This window comes from Salegentibacter maritimus (assembly GCF_016236975.1).
Lineage (GTDB): Bacteria > Bacteroidota > Bacteroidia > Flavobacteriales > Flavobacteriaceae > Salegentibacter > Salegentibacter maritimus.
Genome location: NZ_JAEHNY010000002.1, coordinates 53449 through 73287 on the forward strand (window position 1 = coordinate 53449; position 19839 = coordinate 73287).

Genomic DNA, 19839 nt, shown 5'->3' on the forward strand with positions numbered 1-19839 from the left:
AATTAAAATAATCAGCACAAATTTAGCGTTACCTTTTTTATGAGAACGAACCTACTTAAACTTTTCGTATTTTTTATATTTTTTCTTGGCAACTCGCAGCATTTACTTGCTATAAACGATACTCCTAGAGATCGTTTTGTAGTTGTTCTTGATGCCGGTCATGGCGGCAAAGATCCGGGTAATACGGGAAATGGCTTTAAGGAAAAGGATATTGCACTTAATATTATTTTAAAAATCGGGGAAGCTTTGGAAAAAAAGGGAGGGATTGAAGTAATTTATACCCGGGATACTGATGTTTTTATCCCTTTAGCTAAAAGAGCCAAAATTGCCAACGAGGCCGATGCCGATCTTTTTGTTTCTGTACATTGTAATGCCCACAACTCCCAGGCCTATGGTACCGAAACTTTTGTATTGGGTTTGCATAAAACCAAAGAAAACTTCGAAGTTGCTAAAAAAGAGAACTCAGTAATCTTTTTAGAGGAAGATTATGAGGTGACCTATGGAGGGTTTAATCCTAATTCTCCCGAATCTTATATAGGAATGGCTTTAATGCAGGAGGAATACCTAAATCAAAGTATACTTTTGGCTGATTTTATCCAGAAAAATTTTACCCATAATTTAAAAAGAAAAGACAGGGGAGTGAAGCAAGCGGGTTTTTTGGTTTTAAAAAACGCTGTGATGCCGAGTGTACTTATAGAAACCGGTTTCCTTACCAATAATCACGAAGGTCCATATTTAAATAGTACTTCAGGTCAAAATAAAATGGCGGCTGCTATTGTAGAAGCTATAGATAAGTATGCCAATAGTATAAATTTATCCAGCTTGCAAAATATAGGTAACTCCTCTATATCCAACTCTAATAATCAAGACGAAGTACAGGACGAAGTTTATGAGGGTATAACATTTAAAATTCAATTGGCTGCAGGTTCCAAGAAATTAGAAACCAAAGCATATAACTTTAAAGGTTTGCAAAACGTAGAACGATCCAGGGAAAACGGCTTATACAAATATTATTATGGGGCCACCTCTAACTATACCAGAATTAACGAACTTCATGATAAAGCAAAGCAAAATGGATATCCTTCAAGTTATATTGTAGCTTTTAAAGGTGGGGATAAGATTACAGTTAATGAGGCGTTAAAAACAAAGTAAAATAAGGCTTCTTTTCTATTTTTATTTCTAAATTTGTTTTTATCTTAAAAAAATAGCTTTTGAAATTTACACGTGAAGTAAAAACTGCATTATTAGCAATAATTGCTATCCTCCTACTTATTTTTGGTTATAGTTTCTTAAAAGGTAAGAATCTACTGGAATCCAGTAGAACTTTTTATGCGGTTTATAACGATGTGGAAGGTCTTTCACCTTCTTCGGCTGTAACTATAAACGGTTTAAAGGTTGGGCAAGTCACAAAAATTAACTTCCTGGATTCTAAAGGAACCCTTGTTGTAAGCTTTACGGTAGAAAACGACTTTCAGTTTTCCAGGAATAGTACCGCTCAAATTTATGGAGGTAATATTATTGGGGGGAAATCTTTAGCCATAATTCCAGACTACAAAAAGGGTGAGATGGCTAAATCTGGAGATACCTTAAATAGCGAAATTGAAGAAGGTATTATGGAGCTGGTTAATGACAGGTTAACACCACTTCAGGAAAAAGTTGAAAATACGATAGTTAGTGCAGATTCCCTGGTAACTGCAGTGAATAAAATTTTAAACGACAGTACACGGTACAATATTAGAAATACTTTTAAAGACCTTAATGCTACTGTAGCTTCATTTAAAGTTACTGCCAATACCTTAGAGGGTATTATTGGTGGAAACTCAGATAATATTAATAGGACTTTTACCAATCTTGATGAAATAACTACCAATTTCAATACTTTTTCAGATAGTTTAACCCAAATGGATATTGGTAAGATTACCAAAGATTTGGAAAAAGTAGTAGCTGATTTTGAGAGTATCTCAGATAAATTAAATAATAAAGAAGGTACTGCAGGTAAATTAATTAATGATGATGCCGTTTATAACAACCTGGATAATGCCACAAAACAGCTAGAACAATTACTGCAAGACGTAAAACTGAATCCTAAACGATATGTCCATTTTTCTGTTTTTGGAAAAAACCCTGAGCCTTATCAGGAGCCTAAAGAAAAGGATTCTATAAAATAAACCATCATGCAAATTATTGCCCAGATCTTATTTTTACTTGCCCTTGTAGCCGGAATCGGATTTTTTATTAGAAATATTCGTAAGTTAATTAGGAATATCAAGTTAGGCAGGGAAGTAGATAGAAGCGACAATAAAGGGGAGCGCTTTGCTAAAATGGCCAGGGTAGCTTTTGGTCAGAGCAAAATGGTGAAAAAACCAATATCAGGTTTTCTTCATGTAATTGTTTATGTAGGTTTTATAATTATAAACATTGAAGTTGTTGAAATTATAATAGATGGATTATTCGGTACACACCGTGTACTTTCATTTTTGGGTGGTTTTTATAACATTTTAATTGGCTCTTTTGAAATACTGGCCTTATTAGTCCTTATTGGTGTAATTGTTTTTTGGATAAGACGAAACCTTCTTAATATTTATCGTTTTCTGAGCAGGGAATTAAAAGGTTGGCCCAAGAATGATGCTAATTATATTCTATATTTTGAAATGGTACTTATGGTACTTTTCCTGGTAATGAATGCTACAGATTATCAGCTTCAATTAAATGGTGCGCCACATTACGCCAGCGAAGCCGGAATTACAGGAGCTTTTCCAATTAGTCAATTTTTGCTGCCTATTTTTGAGGGAATGAGTAATGCTACACTCATTATTATTGAGAGAACAGCCTGGTGGTTACATATTTTGGGGATTCTTTTCTTCCTTAATTACCTATACTATTCAAAGCATTTACATATTCTACTTGCTTTTCCAAATGTTTATTTATCAAAACTTCGTCCCCAGGGAGAGATGGATAATTTGCAATCTGTTACCGACGAAGTTAAGCTCATGATGGATCCCGACGCCGATCCCTTTGCAGCTCCAGCTGAAGAAGAAACTAGCGCTGAACCGGAGAAATTCGGTGCTTCAGATGTCTTTGATCTTAACCAGGTACAGTTACTAAATTCCTACACCTGTACAGAATGTGGAAGATGTACTGCCGAATGCCCTGCAAACCAAACCGGTAAAAAACTTTCTCCGCGAAAAATTATGATGGATACCCGGGATAGGCTGGAAGAAGTAGGCGATATTATTAATAAAAAAGGGAAATATGAAGATAACGGTAAGCAATTACTGGACGATTTTGTATTGCGTGAAGAATTGTGGGCCTGTACCAGTTGCAATGCCTGTGTAGAAGCCTGCCCAATAGGTATAGATCCTTTATCTATTATTTTAGACATGCGTAGGTATTTAGTTATGGAAGAAAGTGCTGCTCCTAACGAGCTAGCTATTGCAATGACCAATATTGAAAACAACGGTGCTCCCTGGCCTTATAATCAACAGGACAGATTGAATTGGGCCAAAGAGAATTAATAGCTGAAAGAACCGGAAATTTTAAAAACAATTTTTTGAATATTTAGGATAAGAAAAAGTTCTAAGAAAAATTAAAAACATTTAGATATGGCAGAAGCATTAAAAGTACCTACAATGGCCGAGTATATGGCAGCGGGTAAAAAACCTGAAGTATTATTTTGGGTGGGCTGTGCCGGTAGTTTTGATGATAGGGCAAAGAAAATAACTAAAGCTTTTGTAAAACTTTTACATGAAGCAGGGGTAGATTTTGCCGTCTTGGGAACAGAAGAGAGTTGTACCGGAGACCCTGCAAAGCGGGCGGGTAACGAATTTCTTTTTCAAATGCAGGCTGCAACAAATATAGAGGTTCTTAATGGTTACGAAATAGAAAAAGTAGTAACCGCTTGTCCCCACTGCTTTAATACAATAAAAAATGAGTATCCGGCCCTGGGTGGTAATTACGAAGTAATGCACCATACGCAATTTTTAAAAGCTCTTTTAAATGAAGGGAAGTTAAAAGTTGAAGGTGGAAAATTTAAAGGTAAACGTATCACATTTCATGACCCTTGTTATTTAGGGCGTGCCAACGGCGAATATGAAGCACCACGTGACCTCCTTCGAAAGCTGGAAGTAGAACTCGTAGAAATGCGTAAATGTAAATCTAATGGACTCTGCTGCGGTGCCGGTGGCGGCCAAATGTTCAAAGAACCGGAGCCAGGAAATAAGGATGTGAATATAGAGAGAACCGAGCAGGCTATGGAAGTAAAACCTGAAGTTATTGCTGCTGGTTGTCCTTTTTGTAATACCATGATGACAGATGGGGTAAAAGGGAAAAATAAAGAAGATAGTGTAGCAGTAATGGATGTAGCAGAACTTATTGCTAACGCCCAGGATTTATAGTTAATATTTCCAACAAATAGCTTTGTCCAATTAAGTTAAGCGTTTTAATAGTTGCTGAGCAACATTATACCTCTATTTAGTCTTGCTTACCTTATAATTTAGACGTCATAATTTTATAAAGTACCTGACGAAAAACAGGGACGCTATTAGATGGATATTTACTTTAATATCCATAAAAGGCCGGCATTGTTTAATCTCAATTATCGAGTAAAAAAATCAAACGTTAAAAGGCATAACTATATTTGAGACATAAGCTAAATCAATTAGTTTTGTGAAAATATAATTTTAGCAATTTATGTTAGTACCATTCGAAAATCTACCCGATTCTTCAAGGGTTTGGATCTACCAGGCAAACCGATCTTTCACCAATGAAGAATTAGAAGAAATACAATCCCGTTTAGACCAATTTGTTACACAATGGACAGCCCATGGAGCCGAATTAAAAGCGGGCTACCAAATTAAATACAAACGTTTTATTGTTCTGGCGCTAGATCAGCAAATAAATGCTGCTTCCGGTTGTTCTATAGATGCTTCTGTGCATTTTATTCAACAATTGGAGAAAGATTATAACGTAGATCTTTTAGATAAAATGAATGTCTCCTATAAACAAGGTGAATTTGTGGCATATAAAAGCTTATCAGATTTTAGGAAAATGGCCAAACAAAAGGCAGTTTCTCCTAAAACAATAGTCTTTAATAATTTGGTAAATAATAAAGCTGAATTTCTTTCAGATTGGGAAGTTCCTGCTGCAGAAAGTTGGCATAAGCGTTTTCTTAATTGATGAAACCTACATCTAGCCCGAAAATCTTACTTACTACCTGTTTTCTTTTTGTCTTCTCTGTGCTATCGGCGCAAAATAATCCTTTGTTCACCACAGATGTGGAGGCTCAAAAAAAATGGGTAGATAGCGTGTATAACTCATTGAGCCTTCGGGAGAAAATTGGTCAATTGTTTATGATAAGTGTTTCTTCCGGAAGTGGTGAAACTTATATTGAACAAGCCAGGAAATATGTCGAAGAAGGAAATATTGGTGGGGTTATTTTTTCTAAAGGTGGGCCTTTAAGACAGGCTAAATTAACAAATGAGTTTCAGAAAATTGCCAAAACCCCACTGCTTATTGGAATGGATGCCGAATGGGGCCTGGCCATGCGCCTTGATTCTACTTTTGCGCTTCCCTGGAATATGACCCTGGGTGCTATTCAGAATAATAAATTAATTGAAGATGCCGGAGCTGCGATTTCCCGTAATACCAGGCGTTTAGGTGTACACATTAATTTTGCCCCGGTGGTAGATATTAATACCAATTCCAAAAATCCAATTATTGGAAACCGAAGTTTTGGAGAAAATAAAATAAATGTAGCTGAAAAATCCCTTGCTTTTATGCGAGGAATGCATCAGGAAGGGATTTTATCAAGTGCCAAACATTTCCCGGGTCACGGAGATACAGATGCAGATTCCCATAAAATATTACCTACAATTCCTTATTCCAAAGAACGATTGGAGAATATAGAGTTGTACCCTTATTACCCTTTAATTGCACACGGCCTATCCAGTGTAATGGTAGGGCATTTAAATGTGCCGGCGCTTCAGGAGAATAGGAATACGCCATCTTCACTTTCAAAAGCAATAATAACAGATCTTTTAAAAGATCAAATGAATTTTAACGGACTTGTTTTTACCGATGCTTTAAATATGAAAGGTCTTACAAGCAATACCGAACCGGGAGATGCCGAATTAAGGGCCTTTTTAGCCGGTAATGATATGCTTTTAATGCCAGAAAGACTTGAAGTGGCATCAGAAGTATTAATTAATGCTTTTAAGAATAATATTATCACCTCTGAAAGATTGGCACATTCGGTTAAAAAGATACTTCAGGCAAAGTATAAAGGCGGCTTATCTGAGAAAAAAATGGTTCAGGAAAATTTTCTTTCAGAAGAACTCAATACCGTAAGAGATGAAGCTTTACTTGAAAGACTTTTTGAGAACGCTTTAAGCCTAATAAAAAACAACAAAGGTATTTTACCTGTTAAAGAACTTGCCAATACCAGGATTGCCTATATTAATTTTGGGGATGCCAACGGAAGTCCTTTTTTAAAAGAGCTTAGAAAATATGCAAATGTAGATTGGGTTTCAGCAGTTCACCTTAATGACTTGCAAAATAAGCTTACTAGCTATGATTTGGTTATTTTAGGTTATCATAAATCTAATAGTAACCCCTGGGCTTCTTATAAATTTTCGGCTGCAGAGCTGCATTGGATTCACCAAATAGCCCAAAAAAATAAAACAATCCTTAGTCTGTTTTCGAGTCCGTATGCTTTAAGCGATTTTAGAGGTTTACAGGAATTGGAAGGTATTTTGGTAAACTATCAAAATCACCCGGTAGCACAGCAAAAAGCTGCGCAGTTAATATTTGGAGCCATTGGGGCAAAAGGAAAACTTCCCGTGAGTATTGGCGATAATTTCCCTGAAGGAACCGGTTACCATACAAAAAGTATCCAAAGACTTTCTTATGGTTTACCGGAAAGTGTTGGTTTAAACTCTAACGAATTAAGCAGAATAGACGATATTATAACTGAAGCCATTGATAAAAAAATGACGCCCGGAGCCCAAATTTTAATAGCAAGAAAAGGAAAGGTTGTTTATAATAAAAACTTTGGATATCACACTTACAATAAAAAAACTCCGGTTTCAGACACTTCAATTTACGATCTGGCTTCTTTAACAAAGATACTGGCAACCCTGCCCTTAATTATGGAACAGGAAGAAAATGGAATTGTGAATTTTGATACAAAATTAGAGGAGATGATGCCTGTCTTTAAAAATTCTAATAAAGCCAATATTAGATTGCAGGATATGTTAATGCATTATGCCAGGTTAAAATCATGGATTCCCTTTCATATAAATACCATAGATAGAAAAACCAGGTTACCCTCTAAAGAATATTTTCAAAAAACGCCTTCTGCTAATTTTAGCACAAAAGTGGCTAATGAGATGTACCTTAGAAATGATATGAAAGATAGTATCATTGCTATTATAAGGGATAGTGAGCTAGAAAGAAGATTGGATTACAAATACAGTGATCTACCTTTCCATATTCTTAAATATTATTTAGAAGGCTATTATAATAAATCTTTACATGAACTTACCCAGGAGAAAATCTATAAACCATTGGGAGCTACACATACCGGGTATTTGCCAACAACCAAATTTCCTTTGGAACAAATAGTTCCTACCGAGATAGATAAACTTTGGCGAAGACAGCTCATTCAAGGGGTAGTACATGACCAGGGGGCAGCTCTGCAGGGAGGTGTTGGTGGACACGCAGGCCTATTTAGCAATGCCAACGATGTTGCCAAAATAATGCATGTCTTTTTGAATAAAGGGATTTATGGCGGCACAGAATATTTTAAGGCTGAGACCATTTCTAAATTTAATACCTGTTATTATTGTGATCAGGATGTAAGGCGTGGCGTTGGTTTCGACAAACCACAACTGGGAACCTCAGGCCCAACCTGTAATTGTCTTTCTATGGAAAGTTTTGGGCATAGTGGTTTTACCGGTACATTTGCCTGGGCAGACCCTGAAGAAGAAATTGTTTATGTATTTTTGTCTAATAGAACCTTTCCCGATGCGACTAATAGAACCTTAATAAGGGAAGATGTAAGATCAAGAATACAGAAAGTGATTTATGAGGCTATAGATTTCTAAGAGATAAATTTTTAAAGTCTAAAGATCCTCGAAAAGTCTTCAAGCTTTGTTTAACTTAATGTCAAAACCAATCGGCTTTGTAAAATATCTCATTTGCCGAATAAACCATCTCAAAATTTAATTTTGGGTTGATTTCATAGAAGAATTATTTTTGTTTCGAAGCAGGCTTCGGGGCATTTAAATCTCGATAATCGAGCAAATTATACTTAATGAAAATAGCCATTGTTTGTTATCCTACCTTTGGTGGTAGTGGAGTGGTAGCTACAGAGCTGGGGTTGGCCCTTGCTAAACGCGGTCACGAAATACATTTTGTTACCTACAGTCAACCTGTTCGTTTAGACCAGTTGTCGGGCAATGTACGATTCCATGAAGTACACGTTCCAGAATACCCGCTTTTCCATTACCAACCTTACGAACTCGCTTTAAGCAGTAAACTGGTAAATGTGGTAAAACAATTCAATATAGAGCTGTTGCATGTGCATTATGCTATTCCGCATGCCTATGCCGGATATATGGCTAAAAAAATGCTTGCAGAAGAAGGCATTAACCTACCTATGGTTACCACGCTTCATGGTACAGATATTACGTTGGTAGGGAATCATCCGTTCTATAAGCCGGCGGTAACCTTTAGCATTAATAATAGTGATGTGGTAACTTCAGTATCTAATAGTTTAAAAGAAGACACCTTAAAATTCTTTAAAATTAAAAATGAAATAAAGGTTGTACCAAACTTTATAGACTGTAGTAAATATGATAAAAAAGAATTCACAGATTGCCAGCGGGAAATGATGGCCGAGAAAAAGGAAAAAATAATTACCCATATTAGTAACTTTAGAAAAGTTAAGCGAATAGATGATGTAATTAAAATCTTTTACAAGATCCAGAAGAGGATTGACGCTAAGCTAATGATGGTAGGGGAAGGCCCCGAAAAAGAAGCCGCTGAAGATTTGGTAGACGAACTTAATATTTCAGACAAAGTGATGTTTTTAGGGCAAAGCCATGAAATAGATAAAATTCTATGCTTTTCAGATTTATTTTTATTGCCTTCAGAAAAAGAGAGCTTTGGGTTTTCGGCTTTAGAAGCTATGGTTAATGGTGTTGCTGTTGTCTCTACAAATACCGGAGGTTTGCCAGAGGTTAATATAGATGGCGTTTCAGGTTATTTAAGTAATGTGGGCGATGTGGAAGAAATGGCTTCCAGGTCTTTAAAAATCCTGGAGAATGATGAAACCCTGGAAAGGTTTAAACAAGGAGCCCGCAAAGTTGCCGAAAAATTTGATATACAAAATATAGTGCCACTTTATGAAGATATTTATAAGAAGGCCTTACAACAAACTGTGGTATAAAAAAAGAGGCCGATTTAAATCGGCCTCTTTTTGATTTCTATCCTTTTGTGTAAAGTGCCTCCTGGTAAACCAGAGAGGTGTTAAATATATACTATCCAGTAAAAAGTACTAGAATTGGTACCTTACCCCAAGTGCGATATCTGGAGAGAAAGGATTTAAAACATCATTATCACTGTATAAACCAAATTCTGGTCTAAAATCTAGAGAAAGTAGTAAAGGAATATCAAAGTTATATTCTAAACCAATGTCCCCTGCAAGAAAAAGGTAAGTTCCATCGTCACCATCTCTGTCATTAAAACGGGTATCATCAACTCCTAAAAGTCCGGCACCGGCACCTACATACCAGTTAAATCCTCCTTCTATGTTCCAAACCCACTGGTAAAGTCCGGTAAGCTTAAAAGCATCATAAGCGCTGTTATCTCTCCAACCTAAATCCAATTCTAAACGATTGTTGTTAGTTCCCAGTGCTCGTTGATAAGAAATTTCAGCACCTACACCGTCACCACCACCAAATCTAAGACCTATTGCGTTATCAGAAATACTTTGCGCTTCAGCTTGATTATAAAACGTGGCACCGATTACAAAAACGGCAAGTAAAATTAATTTTTTCATGATTAGCTTTTTTTAATATCGTGGGCAAATTTAAATGTTAAAACAAGATATAAAACGAATCATACGCCAATCTATTGTTAATATTGCTTAAAAATCTGTTAAGTGACTTTGGGAGAATTTCTCTATTTTTATCCACAATTATGAAAGCAAAACTTCACCAATTAGCGCAGGAAATTGAGGGTCAGTTATATGACGATAAAATGTGGCGCTCAATGTATGCAACCGATGCCTCTGTATATCGCGAAATACCTTTAGCTGTATGTTACCCAAAGAACGAAGAGGATTTAAAAACACTTATAAAATTTGCAAGAAACAATAGTACTTCACTAATTCCAAGAACTGCGGGAACCTCTCTGGCAGGACAATGTGTAGGTGACGGAATTGTAGTAGATGTTTCTAAACATTTTACACGAATTTTTCAGGTAGATGGGCAAGCTAAAACGGTAAGTTTGCAACCAGGGGTAATTCGCGACGATTTAAATAGGTATTTAAATCAATTTAATTTGTTTTTTGGCCCCAATACATCAACTTCCAACCGTTGTATGATTGGGGGTATGGTAGGAAACAATTCTAGTGGCACCACCTCTATTAAATATGGCACCACCAGGGAAAAACTGGTTTCCTTAAAGACAATTTTAAGCGATGGTACCGAAGCTGAGTTTAGGGATATTTCAAAGGAAGAGTTTCAGGAAAAGTTAAAGTTACAGAACCTGGAAGGTGATATTTACCGAAAGATAAATGAACAACTATCTTCTGAGGAAAATAAAAAAGAACTTATAGCTAAATTCCCACCTAAGAGCTTACATAGAAGAAATACCGGTTACGCCATAGACGAATTGCTCTATGCCAATGTTTTTTCTGAAGATTCTAACGAGCCATTAAACCTTTGCAAATTGCTCTGCGGAAGTGAAGGTACTTTAGCCTTTACAACCGAAATCACCCTGAAGCTAGATGAGCTTCAACCGCCTCAATCGGCGATGATTGCAGCACACTTTGATAGCATAGAGAATTGTATGCAAGCCGTTGTTCCGGTTATGAAGCACTCGCTGTTTACATGTGAAATGATGGATAAAACCATCTTAGATTGCACAAAACAAAACTTAAAATATAAGGAAAACCGCTTTTTTATTGAAGGTGATCCAAAGGCGATATTAATGCTGGAAATTAGGGCAAATACCGCTGAAGAAGTGTTACAGCAAAGCCAGCAGGTTTTAGATACCCTAAAAAATGCCAAATTAAGTTATGCTTACCCCGTTTTAATGGGAGAGCAAATAGAACTGGCGATGGAATTAAGAAAAGCCGGCCTCGGACTTCTGGGCAATATAGTAGGAGATAAAAAAGCCGTAGCCTGTATAGAAGATACCGCCGTAGCAATTCCCTATTTGGCCGATTATATTTCAGAATTCGCCCAAATTATGAATAACTATGGCCAGGATGCCGTGTATTACGCACACGCCGGTGCCGGAGAAATTCATCTACGTCCAATTTTAAATTTGAAGAAATCGGAAGATGTAAAACTCTTTAGAAGTATTACTACCGATGTGGCTAAACTGGTAAAAAAATACAATGGTTCTTTAAGTGGCGAACACGGAGATGGTAGGGTAAGGGCCGAGTTTATTGAAATGATGATTGGTTCGCATAACTACGAATTACTTCGCGATATTAAATTCACTTTTGATCCGCATAATATTTTTAACCCGGGAAAAATAACAGATACCGCTCCTATGGATACTTCCCTAAGATATGAAGCAGATAGGAAAGAACCCGAAATTTCTACGCTTATGGATTTTTCGGAAACGGAGGGTATTTTAAAACTTTCTGAAAAATGTAATGGTAGTGGCGATTGTAGAAAATCGGTTGAAGCGGGAGGTACAATGTGCCCAAGTTATCGTGCTACCAAAGATGAAAAAGATACCACTCGCGCACGGGCAAATACATTACGGGAATTTTTAACTAATTCAGATAAAAACAATAGGTTTAACCACGAGGAAATAAAAAACGCTTTCGATCTTTGCATTAGTTGTAAGGGCTGTAAAAGCGAATGTCCTTCCAGTGTAGATGTAGCTGCTTTAAAAGCCGAATTTCAGTATCAATATCAAAAAGAGAATGGTAAGAGCTTTAGGAATAAAGCATTTGCCAATAATGCTAAAATGAATGCTTTGGCGTCTAAAACACCGGGACTTGCCAACTTTTTCTTCAAAAATGGGATAACATCAGGTTTAGCTAAAAAAATAATGGGGGTCGCCCCGGAAAGAAGTCTACCTGTTTTGGCTAAAACAAGCCTTTCAAATTATTATTTAAAAAATAAAGAACGCTTTCAAATTAAAAACCCAATTAAAACTGTTTATGTCTTTAATGATGAGTTTACTAATTTTCTGGATTCAGAAATAGGAATTGATGCGTTGGAGCTACTTTACAAGCTTAATTACAGGATAGAAATTATAAAGCACGAAGAAAGTGGCAGGAGTCATATTTCAAAAGGATTTTTAGAAGAAGCAAAGGTTTTTGCCAACAAAAACATAGCTATTTTTAAAGATCTAATATCTGAAAATACGCCATTAATTGGTGTTGAGCCATCGGCTATTTTAACTTTTCGGGATGAATATTTGAGACTGGCCAATGATAAAGAGGAAGCGGAAAAATTGGCAGGCAATACTTTTATCATCGAAGAATTTCTAAAAAAGGAAATTTCTCTGGGTAATATACGTTCAGAGCAGTTTACTTCAGAAGAAAAAACGATAAAAATACATGGACATTGCCACCAAAAAGCATTGTCTAATACTGCGGTGAGTTTTGATATACTTAATCTTCCAAAAAACTTTAAAGTGAGTATAATCCCATCAGGATGTTGTGGGATGGCAGGTTCTTTCGGTTATGAGAAAGAACATTATGAGGTAAGTATGAGTATAGGGGAGCAAAGCTTATTCCCCGCAGTGAGAAAAGCCGATAAACAAACGCTAATTTCAGCTAACGGAACAAGTTGTAGGCATCAGATATTTGATGGAACAAAACGCCAGGCAAAGCACCCGGTGAGTATTTTAAAGGAGGCTTTGATTTAATCTCTCTTCAAAATAGTTACAGCCGCTACCAGATGTTTTGGTAGCGGTTTTAAATTTTTGAAATAGGTAAGGTTCCATTTTTCATTTTCGTACTCAAGTGCACTAAGATTTTCTACCCAATCGCCCGAGTTTAAATATAGGCAGGTTCCTTTTTTGGTAGTTTTTCTTATAATTTTAGGTTGGTGAATATGGCCGCATATCACATATTTGTATCCTTGCTCAATAGCCAGATCTGAGACTGTTTTTTCAAAACTAGCTATAAATTTCCCGGCATTTTTAACACTGTTTTTAATCTTTTTAGAGAGAGAATATTTCTTTTTACCCATCTTTAGTAGAATATGGTTCAATAATCGGTTCACTAAAATCAATAAATCGTAACCCCAGCCACCAAGTTTAGCGATCCATTTTGCATTTTGAATTCCGGCATCAAAAACATCACCGTGAAAAAACCAGGCTTCCTTGCCATCTAAGTTTAAAACTAATTTATCGGTAATTTGTAGTTTTCCAATTTGTGTATCACTAAATTTTCTTAAAAACTCGTCGTGATTCCCCGTGATATAGACAACCTCTGTTCCCTGACTATTAAGATCAATAATCTTTTTAATTACTTCTAAATGTGATTTTGGGAAGTAACTTTTTCTAAATTGCCAAATGTCAATAAAATCTCCGTTAAGAATAAGTTTTTTAGGTTGAATGCTTTCCAGGTATTCGCAAAGCTCTGCCGCATGAGCACCAAAAGTACCCAAATGAACATCTGATATTACTACTATTTCTGGTTTTCTCTTTTTAAGCAATGTGATGTATATCTTTGCATACAAATAACCAAAAAACAGTAGTTTATTAGCTTCAATTAATTTTATAGAATATTTACCAAATCATTAATATGTGAGTTATTTGTTATGTTAATATTAATGAAGATACATTTTTAAATATTGGCTGAAAAAATTACATTTGTTCAAAATCAAAAAAATGGCAGGAAATTCCTTCGGAAAACTATTTAAACTTACCACATTTGGAGAGTCTCACGGAGAGGCAATTGGCGGAATTATAGACGGATGTCCTGCGGGAATTCAGTTAGATACAGAAAAAATACAAACTGAACTTAACAGAAGAAAGCCTGGACAATCGGCTATTGTAACACAAAGAAAGGAACCGGATGCCGTAGAGTTCTATTCCGGGATTTTTGAAGGAAAAACTACGGGCACTCCTATTGGCTTTGTGATTAAGAATGCCAATCAAAAATCTAAAGACTATTCGCATATAAAAGATACATATCGTCCCAGTCATGCCGATTATACCTATGATGAAAAATATGGCGTTCGTGATTATAGGGGAGGCGGCAGGTCTTCGGCCCGGGAAACTGCTTGTAGGGTAGTGGCCGGTGCTATAGCAAAACAATTTTTGCAAGGCCTGGAATTTACCGCTTATACAGCTTCGGTAGGAAAAATAGGCTTGGAAAAAGATATAAAAGACCTTGATTTTTCCCTTATTGAAACCAATGCGGTACGATGTCCTGATCCTGATTCAGCAGCGAAAATGGAGGCTTATATAAAAGAGATTAAAAAAGACGGCGATACGGTTGGAGGAACCGTACAATGTGTGATTAAAAACGTTCCAAAAGGATTGGGAGAACCTGTTTTTGACAAGCTTCATGCAGAGCTGGGTAAAGCAATGCTTTCTATAAATGCCGTTAAGGGCTTCGAATATGGTAGCGGGTTTGAAGGTACCACCATGAAAGGTAGCGAGCATAACGATCTCTTTAATGAAGACGGAAGTACCCAAACCAACCTAAGTGGTGGAATACAGGGCGGAATTTCTAACGGGATGGATATTTATTTTAATGTAGCTTTTAAACCCGTGGCTACTATTATGCAAAAACAAGAAACTATAAACAAACAAGGAGAAAATGTTGATATGCAGGGAAGAGGAAGACACGATCCCTGTGTGGTGCCAAGAGCTGTGCCTATTGTAGAAGCTATGGCAGCACTGGTAATTGCCGATTATTTCCTTCAGAATAAAAGTTCAAAAATTTAATCGATTTAAATCCTGAAATTTATATCTCATGAAGAAACTTGCACTGCATTGGCAGATTTTATTAGGAATGGCAGCAGGGGTTGTATTTGCTCTAATTCTAACCAATTTTAATTGGGGAGCGCAGTTTATAGAAGACTGGATAAAACCTTTTGGTAATATTTTTATAAATGCCCTTAAACTTATTGCAGTGCCGCTTATTTTGGCCTCTTTAATAAAAGGAATTTCCGATCTCAAAGATATTTCAAAACTTTCTAAGATGGGAGCGCGTACCATTGGTATTTATATTTTTACCACAGTAGTAGCTGTCTCTATAGGCCTAACTATGGTGAATCTTATTAAACCCGGAAATGCCATTACTGCCGAAACCCAACAGGATTTAATTACAAGTTACGAAGGAGACGCATCTGGTATAAAAGCCAACGCCGATAAACAAAGAGAATCTGGCCCTTTACAGGCTCTAGAAGATATTGTGCCCAATAATATTTTTGCCGCTGCAGGAGATAACGCCAATATGCTACAGGTTATTTTCTTCGCAATTTTCTTTGGTATAGGACTTATACTTATCCCTGAAAAAACAGCAAAACCGGTAAAGGATTTTTTTGATGGTTTTAATGAAGTAATTTTAAAAATGATTGATTTAATAATGCTAACGGCCCCTTATGGTGTATTTGCATTATTAGCCGCTTTGGTAGCAGAGTCACCGAGCACCGATTTATTTGCAGCCCTTGCCATGTATGGTGTTACTGTACTTTCTGGATTGGCCTTAATGATTGGTTTTTATATTTTACTTGTATGGATAGTTACCAAAAACAAACCCTCTTTTTTTATTAATGGTATTTCCCCTGCCCAATTGCTGGCTTTTTCTACCAGTTCCAGTGCAGCTACACTACCGGTTACTATGGAAAGGGTAGAGGAGCATATGGGGGTTAGCCCCGAGGTTTCCAGTTTTGTGCTACCTATTGGTGCCACTATAAATATGGATGGTACAAGTCTTTACCAGGCGGTTGCTGCAGTTTTTATTGCACAGGCGTTTGGAATGGATCTTAGCTTTGCTGCACAACTTGGAATTATTGCAACAGCTACATTAGCTTCTATTGGTTCTGCAGCCGTGCCCGGAGCAGGAATGGTTATGTTGGTAATTGTACTGGCACAAGCCGGAATCCCGGAAGCAGGACTAGCACTTATTTTTGCCGTAGACCGGCCTCTGGATATGTGCCGAACCACCGTAAATGTTACGGGCGATGCTGCGGTTTCACTTATGGTAGCAAAATCTGTAAATAAAATGGGACCACCTAATGTAAAAGAATGGGATGATAACTATCACCCAAAGAGTAAAGAAGCTAAGGCCAATGTAGAGGAAGAGGAAAAAGTTTAATCAAGAAACTTAGCCTTTAATTCGGGGGTTGGTATCATGCAAGATTCTTTTTTGCCATACCATTTGTAGCGATTATTTGCTATAAAATTGTAAATACTGTCTCGTAGGGCTTCGGGTATAAAGAGCAGATTTTTAAGAAAAGAATAGCCGCCGGAAAGTTCCCTTGAAATTTCGAGGGCAGCGGTAGATTTTCTGTAATAAGCCACTCCCGGATCAATTAAGATTATAGAATCCAGTTCTTCAGGATCCATTCCTCGTTCTGCAACCAGTTTTTTACCCAGTTCACTTTGCAAAGAGGCAAAGCGAAATATATCTTTTTTATCGTGTTTGATTATAAAAGTAACTGCCCCGTTACATAAGTTACAGACGCCATCAAAAAGGATGATTTTTTTATCTTTTGGTAATTCCATATTATTTCTTTTTCATTGCCTGTACTAACTCCAGTTTATCTACATCTACTTGCGTAGTAAACATCCCATAGTTAACCGTGGCTTTTCCTTTTTCTATTTTATCCAGGGTTCCTACAGAACGGCTATCTTCTAATCTAACCCTATCACCAATTTTAGGTTTTACCTTTGGCTTGTTGGCTTCCTGTCTCTCTTTCTCTGAAATTTTGGCCTTTTCCTCTTTTTTCTTCTTCCTTATAACCGAAACCTTTTTCTTTACTTCCTGCTGTACTTTCTTCTCTTTCTCCTTCTGTATTTTTCGCTGTTTAGCCGATTCTTTTTTTCGTTTAGAGTTTTCTATTTCCACAAATTTCAGAAATTCGCCAATAAGCTCTTTTTTCTTTTTATTCTGAAAATATTTCTCACTTAATTCATTCACTTTTTGCCCCATGTAAATAAGTCGCTGGTTACTATCATATAATTCCTGATAGCTTTCCAGTTTTTGCTGAATCCTGGAGTTGGTTTCTTCAAGCTTATCTTTTTCCTGAGCGGCCTTTAGCTCTTTTGTTTTTAAAGAATCTGTTGTTTTTTGAAGTTTTGAACGTTCTTTTTGCAGCTTGGCAATACTTCTGTCAAACCTTATTTTACCCTTTTCTACCTTTTTTCGGGAGCGGTTAATAAGACTATATGGAATTCCATTTTTTTGGGCTACTTCAAAAGTAAACGAACTGCCGGCCTCACCAACCTCAAGTTTAAAAATTGGCTCTAAACTACTGGAATCAAAAAGCATATTGGCATTGCTCATATTTGGCATTTCATTGGCCAGCTTCTTTAAATTGGCGTAATGCGTAGTTAAAATACCAAAAGATTCCTTTTCGTAGAAAACTTCAAGAAAAGTTTCAGCCAGGGCACCACCAAGTTCAGGGTCACTTCCTGTTCCAAATTCATCGATTAAAAAAAGGGTCCTATCATCGCATTTCCGAAGAAAATAATTCATATTTTTCAGTCGGTAGCTATACGTGCTCAGATGGTTTTCAATAGATTGGTTATCTCCAATATCGGTAAGTATTTTTTCAAAAAGACACATTCTACTGTATTCGTGCACCGGTATTAAAATTCCGCTTTGCAACATAACCTGTAACAGGCCTACAGTTTTTAAAGTAATACTTTTTCCTCCTGCATTAGGACCGGAAATAACAATAATTCTATTATCTTTTGAAAGCTCAATACTTTGCGGAAAAGTTTTGTCGCCTTTTTTCTTATTGCTTAAATAAAGTAGTGGGTGATAGGCATCCTTAAGCTGAATTTCCCGCTCTTTTGTGATTTTTGGAAGTAAACCATTAATCTTTTCAGCATATTTGGCTTTGGCGGCAATAACATCTATTTCACAAAGTAACTCCTGATAATCTATTAAAAGAGGTTTAAAGGGCCTTATTTTATTAGTTAATTCCTTTAGAATTCTCTTTATTTCCTCTTTTTCTTCATACTCAAGATTATTGAGTTCACGGGTATATTGGTAGGTGGCTTCCGGCTGAATGTAAACAATACTTCCGGTTTTGGAATTTCCCAATATTCCACCTTTAACTTTACGCCGGTGCATAGCACTTACGGCTAAAACCCTTACATTTTCTACCACACTCTCCCTAATTTCATCCAAATATCCATAAGAATGATAGGTGCTAAGCGCTTTTGAAAAACTTGAATTTATTTGCCCTTTAACCGAGTTAATAGATCGTCTAAGCGACTGTAATAAAGGAGAGGCATCATCCTTTAATTCCCCAAATTTATCGATTACACGTCCAATATTTTCTACAATCTCTGTTGTATATTCTATTTCTGAAGTAGTCTTGTATAAACTAGGGTAATGTTCTTCAAATTTTCTAAAAAATTTAATGTGCGTATTTACAGTTTCAGAAAGGTTAGATATTTTCCTGAAACTTCCTACCTCCAAAATAGAATCTTCAATTTCTAAAGTACGAAGTTCATTTTTTATAGTTTCGAAACCGTGATTTGGTATTCTGCTTTCCCTGGTTTTAGAGCTAACATATTCGTTGGTTTGGTGAAGTCCAAAAATAGTCGCGTTTCCCGTTTTATACGGTTTAAGTTTTAAAGCTTTTTCCTTGCCCGGTCCTGTAATGCACAAGTCTGAAATTTGTTGGCAAACAACAGGAAACTCAAGGTCTATAAGGCTTTTTGGTGCAATTTTAATCATAAATAAATTTCCCTACTTTTGAGGCTCTGCAAATTTACTTAATAAAATGAAGGTAGCGATACACCCCAGCTGGAAAAAAGAACTGGCCCAGGAATTTGAAAAGGACTATTTTAAGAATCTTACAAATTTTGTAAGGGAGGAGTATACTAGTAATACCTGTTATCCAAAAGGAAAAGATATCTTCGCTGCTTTTGATCGTGCTACGTTTACCAGTACAAAAGTGGTTATCTTAGGTCAGGATCCTTATCACGGGCCTGGGCAGGCGAACGGGCTCTCTTTTTCGGTTAACGAAGGAATTCCTTTTCCACCTTCTTTGCAAAATATATTTAAGGAAATAGAGAACGATCTGGGCAAACCTGTTCCAAATTCGGGAAATCTTGAACGCTGGGCTAATCAGGGCGTTTTGTTGTTGAATGCAACACTTACTGTTAGGGCCCAACAGGCAGGCTCTCATCAGAAAAAGGGCTGGGAGCTGTTTACCGATAAGGTTATTGAAATTATTTCGGAAGAAAAAGAAAATGTGGTTTTTATGCTTTGGGGTGGTTATGCCAAAAAGAAAGGAGCCAAAATTGACTCCTCAAAACATCTTATTTTAACCAGCGGCCATCCTTCACCCTTAAGTGCAAATCGAGGTTACTGGTTTGGCAATAAACATTTTAGCAAAGCAAATACTTATTTAAAGCAAAAGGGAAAAGAACCAATAGATTGGTAAG

Annotated in this window: 15 protein-coding genes; 11 read left to right on the forward strand and 4 right to left on the reverse strand. The window is 36.6% G+C overall.

Features of this window, described 5'->3' with window-relative positions; translation table 11 throughout:
• Positions 1-39 precede the first annotated feature (39 nt).
• The 7 genes from I6U50_RS02240 to bshA all read left to right on the forward strand — a co-directional run bounded on the left by I6U50_RS02240 (position 40) and on the right by bshA (position 9448).
• Positions 40-1152, forward strand: coding sequence for an N-acetylmuramoyl-L-alanine amidase family protein (locus I6U50_RS02240; protein WP_198637695.1), 1113 nt, complete (start codon positions 40-42; stop codon positions 1150-1152).
• 59 nt (positions 1153-1211) lie between these two features.
• Positions 1212-2168 carry an MlaD family protein gene (locus I6U50_RS02245; RefSeq protein ID WP_198637696.1) on the forward strand — a complete coding sequence of 319 codons (957 nt, stop codon included), beginning with the start codon at positions 1212-1214 and terminating at the stop codon, positions 2166-2168.
• 6 nt (positions 2169-2174) lie between these two features.
• On the forward strand, positions 2175-3515 hold the full coding sequence (locus tag I6U50_RS02250; protein WP_198637697.1) for a (Fe-S)-binding protein: 1341 nt from the start codon (positions 2175-2177) through the stop codon (positions 3513-3515).
• Between the two features lie 87 nt (positions 3516-3602).
• Positions 3603-4394, forward strand: a complete 792-nt coding sequence (locus I6U50_RS02255; protein WP_198637698.1) for a (Fe-S)-binding protein — start codon at positions 3603-3605, stop codon at positions 4392-4394.
• A 295-nt stretch (positions 4395-4689) separates the two neighbouring features.
• Positions 4690-5175: an ABC transporter ATPase gene (locus I6U50_RS02260; RefSeq protein ID WP_198637699.1), complete on the forward strand. Its 486-nt coding sequence runs from the start codon at positions 4690-4692 to the stop codon at positions 5173-5175.
• Entirely contained in the window at positions 5175-8102 is a 2928-nt protein-coding gene (locus I6U50_RS02265; RefSeq protein WP_198637700.1) for a glycoside hydrolase family 3 N-terminal domain-containing protein, read from the forward strand. Before I6U50_RS02260 ends, I6U50_RS02265 begins: the two co-directional genes overlap by 1 nt.
• Positions 8103-8311: 209 nt before the next feature.
• Complete coding sequence (gene bshA / locus I6U50_RS02270) at positions 8312-9448, forward strand: N-acetyl-alpha-D-glucosaminyl L-malate synthase BshA (protein WP_198637701.1); 1137 nt, start codon at positions 8312-8314, stop codon at positions 9446-9448.
• A gap of 108 nt (positions 9449-9556) precedes the next feature.
• Here bshA and I6U50_RS02275 read toward each other — a convergent pair whose 3' ends face one another.
• A complete protein-coding gene (locus I6U50_RS02275) occupies positions 9557-10060 on the reverse strand; it encodes a hypothetical protein (RefSeq protein ID WP_193709512.1) in 504 nt (167 codons plus the stop codon).
• A gap of 140 nt (positions 10061-10200) precedes the next feature.
• On the opposite strand from I6U50_RS02275, the gene I6U50_RS02280 reads away from it, so the two are divergent.
• On the forward strand, positions 10201-13119 hold the full coding sequence (locus tag I6U50_RS02280) for an FAD-binding and (Fe-S)-binding domain-containing protein (RefSeq protein ID WP_198637702.1): 2919 nt from the start codon (positions 10201-10203) through the stop codon (positions 13117-13119).
• Here the strand turns inward: I6U50_RS02280 and I6U50_RS02285 are convergent.
• Complete coding sequence (locus I6U50_RS02285) at positions 13116-13913, reverse strand: UDP-2,3-diacylglucosamine diphosphatase (RefSeq protein ID WP_193709514.1); 798 nt, start codon at positions 13911-13913, stop codon at positions 13116-13118. The genes I6U50_RS02280 and I6U50_RS02285 overlap by 4 nt on opposite strands.
• A gap of 175 nt (positions 13914-14088) precedes the next feature.
• On the opposite strand from I6U50_RS02285, the gene aroC reads away from it, so the two are divergent.
• Positions 14089-15153: a chorismate synthase gene (aroC, locus tag I6U50_RS02290; RefSeq protein ID WP_198637703.1), complete on the forward strand. Its 1065-nt coding sequence runs from the start codon at positions 14089-14091 to the stop codon at positions 15151-15153.
• Positions 15154-15181: 28 nt separating this feature from the next.
• Positions 15182-16528 (forward strand): dicarboxylate/amino acid:cation symporter, encoded by a 1347-nt coding sequence (locus tag I6U50_RS02295; RefSeq protein ID WP_198637704.1) that lies wholly within the window; start codon positions 15182-15184, stop codon positions 16526-16528.
• On the opposite strand, the gene I6U50_RS02300 is transcribed toward I6U50_RS02295, so the two are convergent.
• A complete protein-coding gene (locus I6U50_RS02300) occupies positions 16525-16938 on the reverse strand; it encodes a thiol-disulfide oxidoreductase DCC family protein (RefSeq protein WP_198637705.1) in 414 nt (137 codons plus the stop codon). The genes I6U50_RS02295 and I6U50_RS02300 overlap by 4 nt on opposite strands.
• A 1-nt stretch (position 16939) precedes the next feature.
• Positions 16940-19126, reverse strand: coding sequence for an endonuclease MutS2 (locus I6U50_RS02305; RefSeq protein WP_198637706.1), 2187 nt, complete (start codon positions 19124-19126; stop codon positions 16940-16942).
• Between the two features lie 46 nt (positions 19127-19172).
• On the opposite strand from I6U50_RS02305, the gene I6U50_RS02310 reads away from it, so the two are divergent.
• Entirely contained in the window at positions 19173-19838 is a 666-nt protein-coding gene (locus I6U50_RS02310; RefSeq protein ID WP_198637707.1) for a uracil-DNA glycosylase, read from the forward strand.
• Position 19839 lies beyond the last annotated feature (1 nt).

Bases quoted from the DNA above. Each gene is read 5' to 3' on its own strand.
- aroC (WP_198637703.1), top strand. From the start codon at position 14,089: ATGGCAGGAAATTCCTTCGGAAAACTATTTAAACTTACCACATTTGGA.
- I6U50_RS02240 (WP_198637695.1), top strand. From the start codon at position 40: ATGAGAACGAACCTACTTAAACTTTTCGTATTTTTTATATTTTTTCTT.
- I6U50_RS02295 (WP_198637704.1), top strand. From the start codon at position 15,182: ATGAAGAAACTTGCACTGCATTGGCAGATTTTATTAGGAATGGCAGCA.
- I6U50_RS02280 (WP_198637702.1), top strand. From the start codon at position 10,201: ATGAAAGCAAAACTTCACCAATTAGCGCAGGAAATTGAGGGTCAGTTA.
- bshA (WP_198637701.1), top strand. From the start codon at position 8,312: ATGAAAATAGCCATTGTTTGTTATCCTACCTTTGGTGGTAGTGGAGTG.
- I6U50_RS02260 (WP_198637699.1), top strand. From the start codon at position 4,690: ATGTTAGTACCATTCGAAAATCTACCCGATTCTTCAAGGGTTTGGATC.
- I6U50_RS02300 (WP_198637705.1), bottom strand. From the start codon at position 16,938: ATGGAATTACCAAAAGATAAAAAAATCATCCTTTTTGATGGCGTCTGT.
- I6U50_RS02275 (WP_193709512.1), bottom strand. From the start codon at position 10,060: ATGAAAAAATTAATTTTACTTGCCGTTTTTGTAATCGGTGCCACGTTT.
- I6U50_RS02310 (WP_198637707.1), top strand. From the start codon at position 19,173: ATGAAGGTAGCGATACACCCCAGCTGGAAAAAAGAACTGGCCCAGGAA.
- I6U50_RS02250 (WP_198637697.1), top strand. From the start codon at position 2,175: ATGCAAATTATTGCCCAGATCTTATTTTTACTTGCCCTTGTAGCCGGA.
- I6U50_RS02255 (WP_198637698.1), top strand. From the start codon at position 3,603: ATGGCAGAAGCATTAAAAGTACCTACAATGGCCGAGTATATGGCAGCG.
- I6U50_RS02305 (WP_198637706.1), bottom strand. From the start codon at position 19,126: ATGATTAAAATTGCACCAAAAAGCCTTATAGACCTTGAGTTTCCTGTT.
- I6U50_RS02265 (WP_198637700.1), top strand. From the start codon at position 5,175: ATGAAACCTACATCTAGCCCGAAAATCTTACTTACTACCTGTTTTCTT.